Raw genomic sequence first — 18,883 nt, forward strand, 5'->3', positions numbered from 1 at the left:
GCGAATAATCCCCCGGAACAAGGCCGATGCCTACCGCTGCCGTTCTCAGAGGTGCGTCCAGTTCGGCCGGCAGGCTGCCACCTCGATCACCGCCTCCCTGCTTTCATCGCTGAGGCAGCCATTTGCCTGCATTAGGGCTTTCCTGCAATCCGAGTGTCATCGGTTTTCGCTATAACTCCGGCCATCCAAAGGGTGCGCAGTCACCCGACAAAGGGAGTTCATGTCAGCCAGGTACTCGCCAAGCCCATCCTCTCGGACGCGCTCTCAGGCCTTGGCACAGGTGCTGTCATGCCTGGGATGAGCCGTGCACCCACTGAGCAGCCCGGTGCCGCATGGGGTGGATTTACTGGTGAGTCGCGATCCAATGCGACGGGCGCGGAGCTGTCGTTGAATGGCACGTTGGTCTTTGGCAAACAGCAATTGGATGCGGCGGCCCTGCGCCGGCGGGTGAATGATCGGAAAGTGCACTTGTCGTTGCTGCCGCGAGGCGCGCTGGTGCACTTTCCCGAGCATCCCTCCGCGGGATTCGTGGCGGACCTGCTGGCTTGCCATGAAACCCAGCGTTGCTATCAGCCGCACGGGGTGATCCTGAGAGCGCGAAATGCACCGCTGCCGGGTTATCTGGTGCCCACCGTCGACGAGGCATCCGGGCAGCGGCGGCTGATCCTGGGCAGTTGGCAATCGGTGGAGGACGACACGGCGGCCTATGCCCGCTTGTTTGCCGGCGAAAGTGGCCTCCGGTTCGCGCTGCTCAAGCCGACCCATGTGGATCTATTTCTGCGGGATATCTATACCCCATTGGTGGCAGGCCATGAATTGCATGTGCCGGAGGACCACGCCACGCCGACTGATCCGGCGTTGATGCGGCAGTGGATCCACTCGCACGGTATCCACGTGCTGCATCTGAGCGTCTCCATGGCGCGGCAGTTGTTTGATGCCGAAACGCGGCTACCGTCCGTCCGCTTCGTCATGCTGCCCCGGGAACGACTGTTCTGGCGGGACGTGCAACGTATCCAGGCGGCCATCGCGTCGGATGGGCAGGTGTACCACCTGTACGGACCGCCGGAGACCACGTTGACCCAATTGCATTTCCTCGCTCGGCCGGAGCCAGGGGCCATGCCTGATGCACCGGTGCCGGTCGGTCGGCCGACGGGGCAGAGCAGGGCGGTTGTGGTGAAAGAAGGGCGGCCGTGTGACGCGATGGAATCCGGTGAGATTCTCATCCGGCATGCGTATCCCGCGCATGGTTACCTGCGCGGTGTCGGCGATGGGTCGACCCTGGAACTGCAGTCGCCGTTCATTGCCAACCCGTTTCGGGTGGATGACCCGGAGCCCGTTTATCGGACGGGGGACATGGGGTTCATTGATGCGGATGGGGCGCTGGTTTGTCTTGGCAGCGCCTCAAGCCTGCGACGTGAACGGTCGTCGCCATCATGACGGCATCTTTGGTGCGCTGAAGTCAACCTCCCAAAGCCGGGCTGCATCTTTCGCATGGCGGCGAACACCTTCGCATGCCATGAAGGCCGGCCGATCGCCAACTTCTACCCTGACCCGAATACTCGAAGGAGATTCAGGTCATGCAATCGTCAAAGGTTCCCGCAGCTGCCACGCCGTCCCTCCGACCTGCGCAAGAGGATGCTGGCCATACGAATGTCACGTCGGACTTGCCACAACCGGCAAAGCGCCCTGGTGGTGTTTCAGCCTTGATCGAACGGTTTGGCGGTGGCGTGGGTGGAACATCCGCCACGTCGACCACGAGCGCAAGCCCGCGGCCGAGGCAATCCTTGCAGACCACGCTGGGGAGGAATTCTTCCGCGTTGCTGACGCCTGGGAGACTCACGTCGACGCCGGTCACTCAGCAATCGCCGCGGCCGACGGCCCAGGTAATGGCAACGGCAACCGCAACGTCACAGCCGGAGGTCCACCTGGCGGCACAGCCATCGGCCTCCTCGGCAACGCGGCCAACTTCGGAGCAGGCGGCAGAGCCAACGGTGCACAGCGAGGTGCCATCCGTGGCCCCGGCGCAGGCGCAGGCCGCGTCGTCGCAGGTCTCTGCCAGCAGCATCAAGGGTCCCACGGCGCTGTCGGTGGACAAGAAAGTTGGTGGGAGTGAAAAGCTCTGGGTCTGCCCGGAGGGCTCGTCGGTCGGCTGGCTGCAGCCTCACGCCTCCACCGACTCGGCCGTCATGACACGGGAAAGCGACACGATCAAGAAGCTGGCCGCTCTGGGATTTCCAGTCGCCAAGATCATTGACGGACCGCCGCCGACATCGATCAGCACGGGCTCCGGAAATGTGCCGGTGGCTTCGTCAGGCTTCTGGATGGAGAAGGTGGACAGCGTGGCCAACGGCAAGCCGAAGCGCCTGGGCGGGCCATTCGGGGGCGACGAGCTGGCGCAAAAGCTGGTCAACGAGCTAAAAGCCGGCGACGTCGATCTGGGCGCCCTGAGAGCGAATCTCAAATCGCTGCATGGGAAGGCCGAGGACCTATGCGAGCACGTGGGCGAACTGGATCTGTATGTCGGAAAGGACGGTCAGGTGAAACTACTGGACGTGGCGCCAGACCACACCGAACGTGTCCTTGGGGACGATCCGGTGGCGGTCGGGCAGGTCAAGAAGGGGCTGGAGCGAATGATGGCGGCCATCGACAAGCTTGAACCCGCGCCGGCCGCTGGAGCGGCGGGTTCCGCGACGGCGGGCCGTGCCGACAGGGTGGCGACCAGGGGGTGAGCTGGCGCCGTGGCTTCGGATGGCAGACGGCGCGCTGAGGTTCGCGATCTTCACCCACCGGAAACTTGCATTTATACAGCTAGGCTGTATAAATACGGCCTGTGTCTGAGTGCAGGCCGCAATTACCGGAGAAGTCATGAGCGCAGCATCGCCCAAACAGGTCGTTCAACGTTTCAACCTCGAAGTCATCCAGAATGGGCAACGCGCCTCGTTCGAAGAGCTCATGGATCCGGCGTTCGTCAATTGGTCGGCGCCGCCCGGTGTGCCGCGTGGTGGAGAAGGCCTATGGAAGACCTTTGACCAGGTTCTCCGCCCGGCCCTCAGCGATCTGACCGTCACGATTCACGAGCAGGTCTGCGAGGGAGAAAAGGTCACCACCCGCAAGACTGTCAGCGGCACCCATACGGGCACGCTCATGGACATCGAGCCCACCAACAAGCCGGTAGCTATCGAAGTGATCGACATCGTCACAGTTCGAAACGGACGCTACGTCGAGCATTGGGGCCTCAATACACTGGCGGCTGCTGTTGCCCAGCTCCGTACGGCATGACGCCCAGGACGGAACCAGGGGGAGCCACGCCCGAAGACGAATTGGCAGAATCCTTGCGTGACCTGGTGGGTCAGTTGGTCCGCTCGGTACGAGAGCGCACGGACACACAGAGCAATGCCCAGAGTGAGGCGCTGTCCCACTTGCATCGCAGCGGCCCCGTCAGTGTGTCCAGGCTGGCGGAGAGCCGCGGTGTGACGCACCAAACCATGCGGCTGGTGGTGGCGCGGCTCGAAGCCTCCGGGCTGGTGGAACGCAAAAGCGATCCGGCCGATGGTCGTGGACAGCTCGTGGAACTGACGGCACAGGGGCGGGAGGCGGCCCTGGATGGCCAGCGAAAGCGCGCCGCCTGGTTGGCACAGGCGATTCGCACAACGCTTTCGCCGGCGGAGCAGGACGCCTTGGCCGAGGCGCTGTCGCTGCTCAAACGTGTGATTGCGGCGTCGGGAACGCCTCCGCCGACGTGACTGCTGCCGCTGATGCGATGGGAGCTGCGCATGCACTCCAACGCGCCGCGGCTCTTATTGCCTCGCGCCATGCCCGTCATGTGGTCGTGGCCGGCGTCGACAGCCTTCTCGACCTGGGCAACGGTCGTAATGGAGGCCCGACGCCGGGCCGATGAGCGTGCCGTTTAGGATAGGCCATGACGTTCAAGACCATCTCAAATGCCGACGCTTCGCGAGTTGGCTCGCTTCCTGTCGATTACGAATGGGACACCCTGATCGGCAATACCTTTGTGGCAGCCACTGAAGAGAATAATCCGCGCCTCGCGCAGGCCCTGGAATCTCTGAATATCTACGGTGCGGCGGACCTCTATCTTGGGGCAGCTGAATGGTGCCTCGCTCGCGTTCAGAAGAACATGCCCGCCGAGGATGGCCGCCTACGCCTTGAAGCCGCCTGGGCGGCGACGGTGGACATCCGATATTGCCGGGTGGGCGAGATCGCCCCGGTCGAAGTGGGACCGGATGACATCTGGAACTTGCCGGAATGGCGCCTTCGTCGCAGCCTGACGGGGTATATCGGCTATCTGGCGCAAGGCAGAACCGCCAAGCTCCGACAAGTGGCGCTGGGCATGATTCTGATGGCCGAGCACATCTGTGGCCGCGACCCCGCATTTGGGCCGTGGCTGGCGGATTTACTGCGTAAGAAAATGGCCTCGTCGGCACGCCGAGCGGACGACGTGGATCACAAGTCCCGAGACAAATCACCTCCCACGGCCCAGGAACTGACGGAGCCGAGCCGGGACGAACGTCTTGCAGGGCTAGCCCCCGCCAACAATCCTTACCTGCGATCGGCGGCCGATATGGCAGCGCTAGGGTTTGCGGGCGATCCATATCCCTGAATCGCCGGCCAACCATGATTCAACGCCCCTCCTGGGTTCGATTCGAAGACCCTCAACGCCTACAATTTTCTTGGGACGACGCACTGAGCGGCGCGGATGATCTTGGCGGCCATGCGCTCGCGGATCAGGTCCTGGGCACGGCGCTTGAGATTGAGCCTCGTGCACGCATGGCGCTCGCTATCGCGCTGACCGAATGGATCGTCTGGCGCTTCGATGGATTGCACGACCGCAACGAACCTACGGAATTCCTCGAAGCGGCCTGGTGTGGTACTGCCGATCCTCGCTATCTCCGTTTTTTCGAACTGACGCGGGCGGAGTGGTTGGGTCCCGTGGAAGGGCCGCTGTGGTGCGCCATCGCACAGTTGCGCCATTCCTTTGCAGTGGGCGTCGACTTTCCTCGGGATCTCTATGAAGGGCTGAGTTACCTGACCGAGTTGGCAGCCTATGTGCAGCCGACGCCCGGACCACTACAGCGCTGGCTTCCTCTCGTGCTGGATCGCCTCAGGAAGTCATTTCCGCTCACCCCCGACGATCCATTTGCGGACCTGTTCTCGCGCGATCCATCGTCACGCATGGGGCCGTGGGGGTCAGCCCAAGGCCTTCGCCAACAGCGGCAAGCTGATATCCATCCGATAGTCCACCGCCGTGTGATCATCCGGGAACTCCTCGTAGACGTGCTCCACGCCCAACGCGTTCAGCCGCTGGTGCATCCGCCTGGCGCCATAAACCAGGTTGTACTGGTCGACATCGCCGCAGTCGATGTACAGCTTCTTGAGCGCCTTCAGCCCCTGCCCATGCGACTCGACCAGCGTCAGCGGATCCCAGGCCAGCCAGTTGGCCCAGCGCTCCGGGATCAGTTCGCAGGTGTCGAGGGTCACCGGCAGGCGAACGCCGTAGGGCGCGCTCGGGTCTGGATCGAAGCTGGCAGCCTGAGCCAGCATCATCAGAATGTGAACGTCACTGTCCTTGGTCTTCTTCGCACGCCAGAAGGCATCGACCCACCGGCCAACGTCCGGCTCCTTGGCCAGCGCCCGCAGCACCGGCACGAACTCGTGCCGATAGAGGAGTTCAAAGCCCATGTCCCCGGAATGGACAGCCGCAGCTGCCCAGAAGTCCGGGTGCAGCAGCGCATGGACCATCGCGCCATAGCCACCACTGGACTTGCCGAACAGGCCGCGCCGGCCGGCCCCGCCGCAACCGAAGCGCGCCTCGACGAAGGGCACCGCCTCTGCGCACAGGAAGTCGTCCCAGCGGCCCATGGCGACCGAATTGACATACTGATTGCCGCCCAGTCGGGTGAAACAGTCCGGGAAGGCGACGACCACCGGCGGCATCTCGCCGGCGGCGATCAACCGGTCCAGCCGCTCTGGCACGTTCTCGCCGAAATTCTTCCAGTTGGTGTGAACCGGACCGCCAGCGGTGAAGCCGACGATATCCACCAGCAGCGGCAGGCCGCCACCATCGTGGCCATGCGGGATGTAGACGTCGATGGCTCGACGGGTCGGGGCGCCGACAAGGTTGCTGGCGAGCACCTCGCTGTCAAGCGTCAGGCGGTGCACGGTGCCGGAAGGGGTGAGGGGGTCTCTTTGCATGTGGATCCAGTTCGGGCGAGGTGGCTCGCAGGGTGATCTTCGCCTGAAACGCTGGGGCACGGCCCAGCGGACCCGCGCGACAAGGAAACGCCAGACGGCGGGCAGGCCAAGGATGGCTTCATTCTGAAGTTCATCAAACCAGCCTTGTGAGGCCGGCAGGAGCCTTAAAAAGAAACTTCCCGGTTCAGTTGTTCGCCATGGGACTGGACGCACGGAGCCTTCTGGACGACTATTCATCCCCAGCGATACGCTGGTGCGGGAGACAAGCTGATGGTGCCGGTTGCGTCGTCCCGAGATGTGCCTGAGGGGGGAGTGAGAGTGGGAGTGAGAGTGGAAGAGGGCGCTGTCGAAGGCGCCGCCAGCCGGCGCACTCTCACGCTGCGCGCCCGGGTCCTCTGGCTGATCGTGACCGTCTTTTCCATCCTGGGCGCCTTGCTGGCCTGGCACCTGGTCGCCGAGCGGCGTGAGCGGATCAAGAGCGCTGGGGACAACCTCCTTACGCGGGTCAACCTGATTGCGGCGCGCCAGAATGTCATGGTGGATCGGGCCGAGGCCGTCCTGGACACCCTGATGGCGTTCCCGCTGCCCCGGCCCGGCGCTCCCGCCGCGGACTGCAACGCCTTGCTGGCCGATCTACTGAAGCGGGAGCCCGACTACGATCAGTTCGGGATCACCAACGCCCGGGGAGACCGCATCTGCGCGGCAGTGGAACCCGGCAAATCAGTGAACTTCGCCGACCGCGGCTGGTTCCAGCAGGCGGCGGCCAGTACCGGTATTGCCCTGGGCGACGTACTCGTCAGCCGGACCATCGGCAAGCCCACTGTCACCCTCAGCAAGGCTCGCCGGGACGCAGACGGCAAGGTGATCGCCGTCTATTACGGCGGCTTGAACATGAAGTGGATGAGCCGCACCGTTTCTGCGGCAGAACGTCAGCCAGAGGAAACCCTCTCCATCATCGATGGACGTGGCTTCCTGGCGGCCCGTCATCCGGATCTGGACCATTGGACAGGCACACAGATCGGCCCCTCTCCACTGGCCCAACGACTGCAAACGACCGAATCTGGTCCATTCGAAGCAGTCAACCGCGCCGGCGAACGAAAACTGCTGGCCCAGGCGCCGTTGTTGAACGCCACTGTAGGCAGCCGATACAAGCTGGTGCTGGCGGCCCCCATGGCGTCACTGGAGGCACCAGCTCGGCAGGAAGCAGCGCTGGCCTTTGGTGCACTGCTGGCCATGCTCGTCGCCACAGGCGCCGCACTGCTGCTGGGGCTCAATCGATGGATTGTTCATCCGCTGCAACAGCTCTCCGACCTGGTGCAGCGCCAGCGAAACGGCCAGCGCGGCGAACGTAGCGGCCTGCGCCACCAAAACGATGAGATCGGCACGCTGGCCCGCGCCATTGACGAAGCGGCCACGCAGATTGAAGAACGCGAGGATCGCCTCGAAGCGACCAACCGGGCCTTGCGTGTGGTCTCGGCAGGCAATCGCACCCTCCTGAAACGGCACGACGAAGCGGCCCTGCTTGATCAGATGTGCCTGGCCATCATCGAGGCGGGCCGCTTCCGCCTTGCCTGGGTGGGGTATGCCGAGGAGGATGGTTCTGTGCAACTGATGGCGACCTATGGCCTGGAGCCCAGCCTGATTGAAGGCCTGAATGCCTCGCTGGTGAGGTCCGCCCATGGCCAGGGCCCCGTCGGCAGGGCCATTCGGAACCATTCGATTGAAGTCTGGACACAGGCCGATAGCCGGCCCGAAGACGACTTCTGGAAAGAAGGCGCACTGCGACGGGGCTGCCTGGCCAGTCTGTCCCTGCCGCTGGAAGTTGATGACAAGGTTGTGGGGGTCCTGAACATTTGCGCCGCCGAGCAAAACATCTTCGACGACTCGATCATCGAGGTGCTGAAGGAGGCCGCCAGTGATCTGGCGATGGGCATTCGGGTGGCCCGCTCCGAAGTGCTTCGCACACAAATGGAAGCGCAATTGCGCGAGCATACGGACCGCCTGGAGGAACTGGTGGAAAAGCGCACCACCGCCCTCATCAGCGCCCGTGAAAGCGCGGAAGTGGCCAACCGCGCCAAGAGTGCGTTCCTGGCCAACATGAGCCATGAGATCCGCACACCGATGAACGCCATCATCGGGCTGACCCACCTCATGCGCCGCGAGACCAAGGAGGCGCTGCTGCAGGACCGCCTGCGCAAGATCGAGCGTTCGGCCAAGCACCTCCTCCAGGTGATCAACGACATCCTGGACCTCTCCAAGATCGAGGCCGGAAAACTGACGTTCGAGGACATCGAGTTTTCTCGGGATGAACTGCTGTCCGGCGTCCTGGACATGGTGGTGGAAGAAGCCAATGCCAAGGGCCTCGAACTCGTCCTGGATACTGACCACATGCCTGCACGCCTGCGCGGCGACCCCAAACGACTGGCGCAGGCGCTGATCAATCTGCTGGCCAATGCGGTCAAGTTCACCGAGCACGGCTGGGTGCGGTTGAATGGGCAGTTGCTGTCCGAATCCGGCGACCGACTTTCGCTTCGCTTTGATGTGCGCGACTCCGGCATCGGCATTCCGCCGGAGCGGCAGCAGAACCTGTTCAAGGCCTTCGAGCAGGCGGACCTCTCCACGACCCGGCGGTTTGGTGGCACCGGGCTGGGACTGGCGCTGACCCGTCACCTTGCCTCGCTGATGAATGGCGAGGTCGGTGTTGACAGCACACCTGGCGTCGGCAGCAATTTCTGGTTCACCGCCGAGCTGGGCCGAGCGGCCACACCGGACCTGGAAGGGATGCGGGGCAGCCTGGACGGTCTGCGGGCCCTCGTGGTCGATGACCTACCCGAGGCGTTGGAAGCCATCACCGATGTGCTGGGCGTGCTGGGCATGGCCGTGGATAGCCACCTGACCGGGGCAACTGCTGTGGAACGTGCGGCGGCGGAGGCCGCCGCCCACCGAGCATTCGACGTCATCATCATCGATTGGCGCATGACGCCGCTCGACGGATTGCAGACTCTGGCGGAACTCCAACGGACGCTGGGCGATGAGATACCACCCTGTGTGTTGGTCACGGCCTACGACGATGACGCCCTGCGCGCACGGGCCCGGGACGCCGGGTTTGATGCCCTATTGCACAAGCCGCTCACGCCGACCGCTTTACATGACACCATCGGCCGCGTATTGGCTGACCGGGCAGAGCAACACATGGAGACGGCCGCGTCAATGGCGGCGATGGCTTTCACCTCGGATGGCACGGCGACCGAAGATTCCACGAGCCGCCGCATCAAGCCGGGAGCCCCGCCCGACAGAGAAGCGCAGGCACTCTCGACCGAAGATGCGGCCCTCCGCGAGCTTCGTGCCCGGTACGCAGGCCGGCGCATCCTGCTGGCTGAGGACAATCCGGTCAATCAGGAAGTGGCTCACGAGCTGCTGAACTCCGCCGGTCTAAACGTCGAGGTGGTGGGCAATGGTGCCAGTGCGGTGGAGCGCGTGGCGGAAACGGATTTTGCGGTCATTCTGATGGACGTTCAGATGCCGGTGATGGACGGGTTGGAGGCCAGCCGACGCATTCGCGCAGCGGGCGCGAGCGTGGCGATCATTGCCATGACCGCGAATGCGTTCGTGGAGGACCGTCAGGCTTGCCTGGAGGCGGGCATGAATGACCACATCGCCAAGCCTGTGAACCCGGCGGATCTGTATGAGGCTCTGTTGCGATGGCTGCCCAGTTCACCGGTGGCCGCACCTGGCGTACGGGCGGCTCCAATGGCAGACGACTCGGCACTCATGGCGCGGCTCGGCCGTGTGGAAGGTCTGGATGCCGCGCTCGCCTTGAGAGGGTTGGGCGGGAATATGAATGCGCTGGTGCGGGTGCTTCAGCAGTCTGCGGTGAGCTATGCCGGCGGCGCGCCTGATCTGCTGGACCTGGAATCGCCCGGGCTGCCACAGCGCTGGCGGTCGACGGTCCATTCACTGATCGGGTCGAGCGGGGCGGTTGGCGCAGCAGGGTTGGAACGGAGGCTGCGGGCGTTTGAGGGGCAGCTGAAGGGAAGCGATGTGCCGGGTAGCGATAGTGTGGAGACGGCAGCAGGGATCCACCGAGCATTGATGGCGTTGGCGGGGGATTTGTCGAGCGTGTGGGGGGAGGGCGTTCGGGGTTAGGTGCCTCAGTCCAAGCCCCCCTGGCCGATAACTCGCATCAAGAATGGCAAACATGAATTTCAAAACGCTTTCGACCAATGAAATCTCCCGTCTGGCGGGACTGCCGCTGGACCATGAATGGGAAAACGTCATCGCCGACGGGTTTCTGGTGGCCTCGGATGAGGAGCATCCGAGTCTGTGGAATGTGGTGGACCCGATCAACATTCACGGCCTGTCGGACATCGTCATCGCCTCGGTGGAACTGTGCATGGCGCGGCTGAGCGCTCACGTGGCCGCGGACGACGGGTTGCTCAGACTTCAGTCGGCATGGGCGGCCACGGTGGATCAACGATATTCCCATCTGTCCGATGCGAATCCGTCCCCGCCTACCCAAGGCGACCTCTGGACACGTCCCGAGTGGTTCGTGCGGGCGATCCTTCACTACCTTCACTTCTTCCTGGAACGCGGAAGAACGGCGAAGGTGCGACAACTCGCCGTCACCGCACTCCTGACGGCGGAGCATCTCTGCGGCCGCGACGTCGAGTTTGACCGGTGGCTGAAGGACTTGCTTCAGACCAAGCGCCAAAGCTCCCCGCGGCGAAGCGATGAAGTGGACAACAAGTCCCGGGATGACTCATTCGCCACACCGGCTGAGCTGACTGGCCCCGACCGGGCAGATCGACTGGCGGGGTTGGATCCGACCCAGAATCCGTACTTGAAGTCGGCTGCGGCCATGGCCGCGCAAGGCTTCACCGGATCCCCCTATCCGGCCACGCCTTGAGCTCACATGCTGCACCGGCCTTCCTGGGCTCATCCGACCTTGACGGCCGGGTTGAGGCTGTACAGGCCGGTCAGCGCGGCCTTGGCCAGCACTGGCGCCTTCTCCAGCGCGGCCCGGACGTTGGCACCGGTCAGCGGCCCCTCGACCCCTAGCGTCGACGCGGCGAGGGCGTAGACGGTGAACACGTAGTGGTGAGGGATCTCGTCGTTCCACGGCGGGCACGGACCGTCATAGCCGTAGTAGTCGCCTTTCATCTGGTCGTCGCCGGCGAACCAACCCGTGTAGTCGTTGATGCCGTGGCGCAATCCTTGAGGTGCAGCAGGCCCGGGCTTTCCGCGCGGGGTGACGCTGCTGGACTGGGTGCCCGCGGCAATCTCTTGCGTCGCAGCCGGGATGTCCAGCAGCAGCCAGTGGAAGAAGTCGACCCGGGGCAGCGAAGCCGGCACGGTGCGACCTTCCTGGTTCACATCGTCCCCACGGCTCGGGACATCCGGGTCGTGGCACACGATGACGAAGGACTGCGTGCCCGCTGGCACGTCGCGCCAGGCGAGATGCGGATTGCGATTCGACGACAGGGCCACGTGGTTGGCGGCGTCTGGCACGGCAAATGCGAATTCGCCAGGGATCGGCTGACCGTCCTGGAAACTTTGACTGGTGAGTTGCATGGTGGAGTGGCTTCCGTTTGGAATGGTGGGGTGCGCGCGCGCATAGGTACCGTTCCCCTGTCTCGAGCGCTGGCATCCCACCTCGAGAAATTATCTGGTCGATCTTAGTCACTTCTGAATCAACCCGGGTTGCTTCAGATTGCGAGCGGCAGAACTGCCGGGACATCGGGCCTGGCCACTTACTTCGGATCATCGGCACCCTTGCGCGAAGCGGGGAAGCGGGGAAGCGGCGCGCGATGGAGGTCGTGTTGGTCAAGCGCGGCTTGGGCCAGGGTGGGTGTCACTAAACCGCTTCTGAAGAAAATGCACTCACCGACTTCCATTTGATTCGAGAGGTGTCAGCCATGGATGCCGATAAGGCGAGGATTTGCAACGCTGCGGACCACCCGAAGCGGGGTCGAAGCGGCCACGAGGCGTGAGGCACGGGTTCCCTAGCCATATGGCTTGACTCCGCACAGAGAATTACAGAACGTTGATGCCAACGATTAAACGCCAGGATGTTTACGATCTGTTCTACCGAGCTGCCTGCGAAATCTTCGACGGTGACCTAAAGGCTTACAGAACGACGCTGGACAGCAAAGATGTGCTCTACCGCTATGTCGGTTATCGCGATGCCATGCCCCAGGAGGAAAACGCTGGGCGTACCGTTTTCTTGAGGCTTGCCAACGACACGGAGAACCGCTGGACCGGTTCGGATCTCAATGGTGGGGGCCATCAGGGGCTCTACCTATCCGCGGAGTTTGTCAGCGAAAATCATCCTTTCCCGGAGCTGGAGCATTATCAGAAGCGGGACGAATACCAACACGATTCGCAGGTCACCTGCTTTAATTACACGCCTGACAATCCACCCGAGCTGGTTTCGAAGTCAGTCAGCGAATTGCGGTCGATGTTTTTATTCACGCTCGGAGAGGAGGTCCACGGCATTGACCTGCGCTATCCCGGCGACCACGTTCCCCACTGTTTGCTGCAGCAAATCTTCGCCAAGGCATGCGAACAGGATACGCGGGGCCTCATCGCGAACGCCAAACTCGGGCTGCTCCACAACGATCCCGAAGATGCGGCCTTCTGCCGCGCAGTCGGCAATGCGTGCTTCGAGAAGACCGCAGCGCAGTTCTTCCAGACCACCTCGGTACGCAGCATCAAAGACCCCAGGGCCACCAACATCATCATGCGCGCTCCGAAACGCCTGCCCAACGCCGATGCGCAGCCGATCACCACGCTCATTCCGCAGGGGCGAGCTACCTTCTTCGTTGGCGACTGCGTCGGTCAAGGCGTCTTCACAGTTTCCGACATGCTCTACAACAGAGCATTCGAGGATGCGGGCCTCGCTGCCGGTGCGTCGGCGCCCGTCCAGGAGTTTGTCGAAACGCTGTACAGCGCCGCCAAAAATAGCATCGTGAAAGTCACGAATGAGGTTCACGGGGCAAAGACCGAGCGGCCGAGGAGTCAGGTGATAGCGACTGCCTTCACGAAGATTGCCGATATGCGCGCGCAAATCGAAGGAAGGACGCTCACGCATGACTTTGCCTACCGAACACTTTCTGTACTCCTCGCGATCCCCGATGCCGGCCTATCGCGCCTGGAGCAGTGGGCACTCCGCATAACCTTGAGCGCCATGAAAGACATCCTGGAATACGCCAAAGCGATCGACGCAGCGACGAACGAATAGCAGCGGATCACTGCGAACAACCTTCATGGCGCCCGTGGGTCGCGACGAAATGTCGCGCCAAGCCCCCCGACAGGTTGGCTTCTGAGTGGCTTCGTCACTCAATCGCGCGACAGGTGCGAGCGAGCGGAATTTCCTGCGTTTGAACTGCGCAAAAACGCATATCGGGGAATGACATACTCCCGGCCGCCCGAGAAGCGAAATCGCATCGGGCAGGACAACGATCAAGGGGAGTCTGTGCGTCGTCGCACCTTGTTGACCATCGCGCGCCGCGGCGCCAGGAGCGTGGTGAAAGCTGGGCTGGCCCATGGCCTGCTCGTCGCGTGGGCGTTGCCCGCAGGCGCCTTCACGGTCGAAACGATGTCCGCGGACGAGCCGGCGGTCGTGATCGACGGGCAGTTGACGGAGGATGTCTGGCGCCGCGTGCCCGCGCACGCGGCATTCGCGCAGCTGCAGCCCACTGCCGGGGCGGCTTACGCCAGCGGCATCCGGACGCAGGTGCAGGTGGTGGCCGACGGCAGGGCGCTGATCATCGGCATCCGCGCCTGGTGCGAGCAACCGCCGCATGTTGTGCTGTCGCGGCGCGATGCGGTCCAGCGGGACCAGGACATGGTCGGCGTGTGGATCGACACCGGCGGACGCGGGGAGTCCGCGATGTTCCTCAAGGCCAGCCTGGCCGGCGTAGTGACGGACGGCCTGTACCGCGCCTCGGACGACGAGGAGGAACTCGGACCCGACTTCCCGGTGCGGGTCGCCACCGCGCTGCTGCCCGATGGCTACAGCATGGAGATCCGCTGGCCGTTGTCGGCGCTGCGCTACCCGTTCCAGCCCGCCGCGCCGTGGCGCATGGTCGTCGCCCGCGCGGTGCCGGGCGCAGGCGACCTGCTGCTGGTGAGCGGGAAGGCCGATGCCGAGGCGCTGAACTTCCTCCATGCGAGCGAGCCGCTGACTGGCCTGGAACCGGTGCTCGGCGAGCATCGCAATCGCCAGGAAGGGGACGTCACCGTCGAATGGACGGGACGAAACGTGCGCACCGGCGAGCAAACGGCGAGTCGCGGCAGCGTGGGGGTCGAAGGCTGGTGGCGGCCGCGCGCGGACTGGCTCGTGAACGCGACGCTTAACCCCGATTTCGCGCAGGTGGACATCGACGCGCCGCAGACCAACGGCAACCGCGCGGTGGCGCTCGCGCTTCCGGAGAAGCGCCGCTACTTCCTGGAAAGCGCCGACGTGTTGGGGCTGCCGCTGTCGGGCTTTTATTCACGCACGATCGCCGATCCGCGCTGGGGGCTTCGAGCGACCTGGCGCGGGGCCGGCGCCGACGCCACGATGCTGATGTCGGAGGACCGGGCTGGCACGGTGGTCACCCGGGGGCGTCCTTGGGGCACCGACGAATGGACGCTGGCGGCCCCCAGCACGTCGGAGGTATTCCGGGGCCGTTGGCAGCCGGGCCTGCCCGGGCCGGTGGCATCGGCCGATGGGGATTCCGACGGCGAGGACAGTGCGTTGACGCTGGGGACACTGATCTCGCGCCGCAGTCTGGGCGACGGACGCCGCGGCCAGCTGGCAGGTGTCGATGGACTCTGGAGAAGCAGTGCCGATGGACGCCACTGGCAGGCCCAATGGAGCCTGATGGCCAGCGAAAACACGTTGGCGACCGATGACGACGGCGAAGTCCAACGCAGGGCAGGGCCGTCGCGACGCGACGGATCCGGGTGGGCGAAGCTGCTGTACAGCGACGACCGATGGCTGAATTCCGCCGATGTCACGCGAGTGGGGCCCGAGTTCGTCAACCTGCTCGGGTTCGTCGACCAGGCGGGCTTGTGGCGAGCGCAAGGCGAGGTGAACCGGCGCCTGGGGGAGATGTCGCTGCCCGGAGGCGGGCTCCTGCATCAGACGGAATGGCACTTCGGTGCTTCCGAGGCGCGCAGCCTGCGCGATGCGGCGCGCGCAGAACCGGGGAACGAGGTCATCCGCCGCGAGCTGCGCACGGGCTTCTGGTTGTCCACCGCGCGACGCACGGCTGCGTGGCTCAATGCGGGCATGGACCGGCAACGCGCTCGCAGCGGCGGGCGGCTGCATGAGACGCCGGCGTGGCATGGTGGCGTCGAGACGACACCGTTCTCGTGGCTGGCGAGGCTGACGGCGGAAGGCAGCGTGGGCCGGCAACTGGACACCGACTTCGATCGTGTCGGTCAAGGCGGCTGGTGGTCTATGCAGGCCAGCTCCCGATGGGCGTTGCCGCAGGGGCGGAGCCTGGAGTTCGATCCGGTGTTCACAGGGACGCGAATCCGGGGCGATGGGCGGTACCCGTCGCTCAACGAGACGGGACTGAGGTTGCTTGGGGTGCTGCATCTGAGCGCCGAGGAAAGCATGCGTGTGATCGTGCAGCACGAGCGATCGGCGCGTGGCGCAGCCGGGGCCGAGGTCGCGCACACGCTGAAAAGCCAACACCGGTCGGTGATGTGGAGGAAGCGGTTCTCGTCGCGCTACCAGGTGGCGCTCGGGGCACAGTGGGATTCGAGATCGGAGAAGCCGTCGACGCGGGAGGTGTTCCTGAAGTTGGAGGCGGCGTTGGGAGATGGCGGCTGAGCTGTGTGCTCACGCAGGGAGGCGACCTCGAACAGAGTTTCAATCGGTTCAGTTACGTGCTGAATAATCGAAGGCCAATGCTTCGACCACCGCTGCGTCATCTGGAGAGCCGAAAATAAACCCGTCAGATGGGCGAAAAGTCCTTCGCAGTCGTGACGAAATTGAGTCTGATATTTCCGATGTCAAGAATAAAATACAGGAGATTGATAAAGACCTATTGCGGGGTCAAAGCTCATGCGCGAGCGTATTCGCAGCCAAATTCGCGACTTCTCCACAATAAGGTGGAGTTGGCGGAGGTTGTTCGGGCGTAATGAATGGGCAGCGAGTTGAGATTCATTACTTCGGAAGTGACACCCAGCGTGTTTCTGATAAAAAAAGTAAAGTATGATCATTAGCGTCAGAAGGAACTCAAGAATTTGGGGGGTCCTTGAATGAACATTCCAAATTCGGAACGTTTGGCTCAAGATTCGGACGCTCGATATAGTGTGCGTGAGTGTGCGATTATCTTGTTGAACGTGGTGAACGATTAGCCTGTTGTGGTGGGGGGGGGCACACGACATCTCTTTGAGGAGTTGTCTGCAGTTGTTGATGGCGAGATTAATGAGTTAAATATAAAGGCCAAACTTGCGAAAATTGACTACAGCTTCCGAAGCTTGGATTGGGGAATCGCTTACGGAATTAATAGAGATCTTCCCACTTTTTCCAAAGGGGATGTCTGTGTTGGAGATTCTGAAATTGATCGAAGGCGGCCCTGTTTAGGGGGCGGCGCTTATGCGACCAATACGGATCGGCCTACGCGAGTTGTCACCGCTGGCATTGCGACTCGTCCTAAGGTGATGGTTGAAAACGAGCGAGCTTCAAGGAACTCGCGGTCGTTGGTTGCAGGCTCTCAACATTCCAGAACGCTGGGCGGTTTCAAGCTTCAAAAGTGCCTGACCGTCATCGACGAGTACACCCGCGAGTGCCTAGCCATCGACGTGGCCGGCTCCATCCGCTCCACAAGCGCGTGATCGAGGTGCTGTCGCGGCTGGTGAGCTTGCACGGTGCTCCGCTGTTCATGCGCTCGGACAACGGGCCGGAGTTCGTCAGCCTGGCGGATTCTGGAATGGATCGCCGGCGCAGGCATCGCGACCGTGCTTAACGATCCTGGCAAGCCCTGGCAGAACGGCGCCGACGAGAGCTTCAACGGCAAGTTCCGCGACGAGTGCCTGTCCGTCGAATGGTTCCGCTCGCGCCGCGAGGCCAAGGTCGTCATCGAGTCCTGGCGTCAGCACTACAACGAGGTGAGGCCGCACAGCAGTCTGCAATACTTGACCCCGATGGAGTTCAAGCAGCAACTCCATCAAAACCTGCAACCCGCCGTCTTCCAGGAATTACTGTCTCGGAATTCCCGAGCAGGTCAGGCCCTCTGTATTTTGTCGCCCACCTGATCGGCGGAACCATTTCGATGTTCAGTGATCCATTGCCTGGCATGCGCTACTCTGACCGCTGGCATCGCAACAACTTCATGGAGACCGGCCTCGTGCAAGGAAGGAAATTCTAATGAAACACCATCTGCTTGCCCCCCTCTGCTGCGGGCTCGTGAGTCTGTCCGGCTGCTCCACCGTGACCTATCTCATGCTGGAGAACCAGACCCCCGCACCGGTGGAGGTGCGCTACAGCTCTGGTGCGGTGCACACCGTGAAGCCCTATGCTGAGGGGAAGGAGATATTCAACGTCCGCTGCCAGGTGTTCACCATCCAAGGAATCAACCAGACCTTTGATGTCTGGTATCCGCCCCCGGAATACTTTGAGTCCAACATCTTCAGCACGACGCTGAATGCGCGCGTGACTGTGGAGGGCGACCTGCTCATCTACAGCAAGAAAAAGCCCGAGCTGCCAGCGATCCTGGTGCCGAGGGGCTGCGGTCCTCAAAAGGAAAAATGAGCGCTGGGTCACTCATGACGGGTGTCTGTCGAGAAATACCATCTCGAAGTGGCTGCACGGGCCATTGAACGAGGCGCCGAGGCCGCAGTACTCAAAGAACCGCCTCAGTTGACGCACAACTTTTATCCTCAGACGGTCAAAAGCGGCTAAGCGCGACCAACTCACCAGGCTGACGGCACCAGTTGACGGTACTGTCCAACAGCTGGCGGTACACACGGCAGGTGGAGTCGTGACGGAGGCCCAGGTACTTCTTGTTCTGGTCCCGGATGAGGCGGAGGTGACGGCAGAAGTCGTTTTGGAGAACAAGGATATTGGCTTCGTTCGGCTCGGTCAGGAGGCCGAGATCAAGCTCGAGACTTTTCCATATACACGCTACGGCACCGTCTCAGCAACAGTGAAGAGCGTGGCTGCGGATGCGGTGAACGATGAGAAACGCGGAGCGATATTTCCAATAACGCTGGTGTTGGGGAGAGGTTTGATCGACATCGACGGTAAGCCTGTGAGGCTAGCGCCAGGGATGAATCTGACGGCGGAAATAAAAACCTCCCGACGGCGGTAGTACGTCGGCAAGATGTCGATCCTGGTGTTATGCCTGGATGAAGGGTGCGATAGGCATCAATAAAAATACCGGCCTCTATGCTGACTACATCAGAAATTACACGCGAGTGCAATTCGAATTGCGGGGTGGCCCCCATGATCTAGGGTGCGCAGAATCGAGGCGAGGGCCGTTTTTTGTCGCGGGCAGCACGATTTCAGGTGCGTTAGATCAGCAAACGCCGCGCTGACCAAAAGCTTGCTAGTGACATAGCAACTTTAGGTCACATAATGCACATTGTGCAGCGGGGCTCAGCCAGGACCTGGATCGCGAAAAAGCCTGCGCTGACGAAAGTAAGCATGGTCGCCACCACGCCATGACCCACG

The 18,883-nt window shown here is 62.7% G+C and carries 14 protein-coding genes and 1 pseudogene; 12 read left to right on the forward strand and 3 right to left on the reverse strand.

Going from position 1 to position 18,883, the window contains the following annotated elements; translation table 11 throughout:
• Positions 1-153: 153 nt before the first annotated feature.
• From BMY53_RS24440 to BMY53_RS24460, 5 genes are all read left to right on the forward strand, one after another.
• Complete coding sequence (locus BMY53_RS24440) at positions 154-1,437, forward strand: AMP-binding protein (protein WP_143074228.1); 1,284 nt, start codon at positions 154-156, stop codon at positions 1,435-1,437.
• 347 nt (positions 1,438-1,784) lie between these two features.
• A complete protein-coding gene (locus BMY53_RS24445; RefSeq protein ID WP_143074229.1) occupies positions 1,785-2,729 on the forward strand; it encodes a hypothetical protein in 945 nt (314 codons plus the stop codon).
• Positions 2,730-2,865: 136 nt separating this feature from the next.
• Positions 2,866-3,279 (forward strand): ester cyclase, encoded by a 414-nt coding sequence (locus tag BMY53_RS24450; protein ID WP_092949661.1) that lies wholly within the window; start codon positions 2,866-2,868, stop codon positions 3,277-3,279.
• A gap of 41 nt (positions 3,280-3,320) precedes the next feature.
• On the forward strand, positions 3,321-3,743 hold the full coding sequence (locus BMY53_RS24455) for a MarR family winged helix-turn-helix transcriptional regulator (protein WP_177201041.1): 423 nt from the start codon (positions 3,321-3,323) through the stop codon (positions 3,741-3,743).
• Positions 3,744-3,919: 176 nt separating this feature from the next.
• The gene (locus tag BMY53_RS24460) at positions 3,920-4,618 is read left to right on the forward strand and encodes a hypothetical protein (RefSeq protein WP_092949665.1); all 699 of its coding nucleotides are present in this window, start codon (positions 3,920-3,922) and stop codon (positions 4,616-4,618) included.
• 59 nt (positions 4,619-4,677) lie between these two features.
• On the opposite strand, the gene BMY53_RS26135 is transcribed toward BMY53_RS24460, so the two are convergent.
• Positions 4,678-4,842: a hypothetical protein gene (locus BMY53_RS26135; RefSeq protein ID WP_177201042.1), complete on the reverse strand. Its 165-nt coding sequence runs from the start codon at positions 4,840-4,842 to the stop codon at positions 4,678-4,680.
• A 363-nt stretch (positions 4,843-5,205) separates the two neighbouring features.
• The gene (locus BMY53_RS24470) at positions 5,206-6,210 is read right to left on the reverse strand and encodes an alpha/beta hydrolase (protein ID WP_092949669.1); all 1,005 of its coding nucleotides are present in this window, start codon (positions 6,208-6,210) and stop codon (positions 5,206-5,208) included.
• 324 nt (positions 6,211-6,534) lie between these two features.
• Here BMY53_RS24470 and BMY53_RS24475 point away from each other — a divergent pair, with 324 nt between their 5' ends.
• Both BMY53_RS24475 and BMY53_RS24480 read left to right on the forward strand, forming a co-directional pair.
• On the forward strand, positions 6,535-10,356 hold the full coding sequence (locus tag BMY53_RS24475) for a response regulator (RefSeq protein WP_177201043.1): 3,822 nt from the start codon (positions 6,535-6,537) through the stop codon (positions 10,354-10,356).
• A gap of 52 nt (positions 10,357-10,408) precedes the next feature.
• Positions 10,409-11,116, forward strand: a complete 708-nt coding sequence (locus BMY53_RS24480) for a hypothetical protein (RefSeq protein WP_092949673.1) — start codon at positions 10,409-10,411, stop codon at positions 11,114-11,116.
• A 29-nt stretch (positions 11,117-11,145) separates the two neighbouring features.
• Here BMY53_RS24480 and BMY53_RS24485 read toward each other — a convergent pair whose 3' ends face one another.
• A complete protein-coding gene (locus tag BMY53_RS24485) occupies positions 11,146-11,781 on the reverse strand; it encodes a YbhB/YbcL family Raf kinase inhibitor-like protein (RefSeq protein WP_092949675.1) in 636 nt (211 codons plus the stop codon).
• A 475-nt stretch (positions 11,782-12,256) separates the two neighbouring features.
• Here BMY53_RS24485 and BMY53_RS24490 point away from each other — a divergent pair, with 475 nt between their 5' ends.
• The 5 genes and pseudogenes from BMY53_RS24490 (at position 12,257) to BMY53_RS24510 (ending at position 18,521) form a co-directional block, all read left to right on the forward strand.
• Positions 12,257-13,450, forward strand: coding sequence for a hypothetical protein (locus tag BMY53_RS24490; RefSeq protein ID WP_092949677.1), 1,194 nt, complete (start codon positions 12,257-12,259; stop codon positions 13,448-13,450).
• A 168-nt stretch (positions 13,451-13,618) separates the two neighbouring features.
• Positions 13,619-16,036 (forward strand): DOMON domain-containing protein, encoded by a 2,418-nt coding sequence (locus BMY53_RS24495; protein ID WP_092949679.1) that lies wholly within the window; start codon positions 13,619-13,621, stop codon positions 16,034-16,036.
• A 926-nt stretch (positions 16,037-16,962) separates the two neighbouring features.
• A pseudogene (locus BMY53_RS24500) lies at positions 16,963-17,466 on the forward strand (integrase core domain-containing protein); the annotation flags it as partial.
• Positions 17,467-17,578: 112 nt separating this feature from the next.
• Positions 17,579-17,962 carry a hypothetical protein gene (locus tag BMY53_RS24505; protein WP_143074230.1) on the forward strand — a complete coding sequence of 128 codons (384 nt, stop codon included), beginning with the start codon at positions 17,579-17,581 and terminating at the stop codon, positions 17,960-17,962.
• A gap of 169 nt (positions 17,963-18,131) precedes the next feature.
• Complete coding sequence (locus BMY53_RS24510) at positions 18,132-18,521, forward strand: beta-barrel domain-containing protein (RefSeq protein ID WP_404947907.1); 390 nt, start codon at positions 18,132-18,134, stop codon at positions 18,519-18,521.
• Positions 18,522-18,883 lie beyond the last annotated feature (362 nt).

Source organism: Roseateles sp. YR242, from assembly GCF_900109745.1.
Taxonomy (GTDB): domain Bacteria; phylum Pseudomonadota; class Gammaproteobacteria; order Burkholderiales; family Burkholderiaceae_C; genus Roseateles.

Coding starts and splice junctions, on each gene's coding strand:
- BMY53_RS24490 (WP_092949677.1), top strand. CDS start 12,257: ATGCCAACGATTAAACGCCAGGATGTTTACGATCTGTTCTACCGAGCT.
- BMY53_RS24485 (WP_092949675.1), bottom strand. CDS start 11,781: ATGCAACTCACCAGTCAAAGTTTCCAGGACGGTCAGCCGATCCCTGGC.
- BMY53_RS24450 (WP_092949661.1), top strand. CDS start 2,866: ATGAGCGCAGCATCGCCCAAACAGGTCGTTCAACGTTTCAACCTCGAA.
- BMY53_RS24460 (WP_092949665.1), top strand. CDS start 3,920: ATGACGTTCAAGACCATCTCAAATGCCGACGCTTCGCGAGTTGGCTCG.
- BMY53_RS24495 (WP_092949679.1), top strand. CDS start 13,619: ATGACATACTCCCGGCCGCCCGAGAAGCGAAATCGCATCGGGCAGGAC.
- BMY53_RS24470 (WP_092949669.1), bottom strand. CDS start 6,210: ATGCAAAGAGACCCCCTCACCCCTTCCGGCACCGTGCACCGCCTGACG.
- BMY53_RS24480 (WP_092949673.1), top strand. CDS start 10,409: ATGAATTTCAAAACGCTTTCGACCAATGAAATCTCCCGTCTGGCGGGA.
- BMY53_RS24505 (WP_143074230.1), top strand. CDS start 17,579: ATGAAACACCATCTGCTTGCCCCCCTCTGCTGCGGGCTCGTGAGTCTG.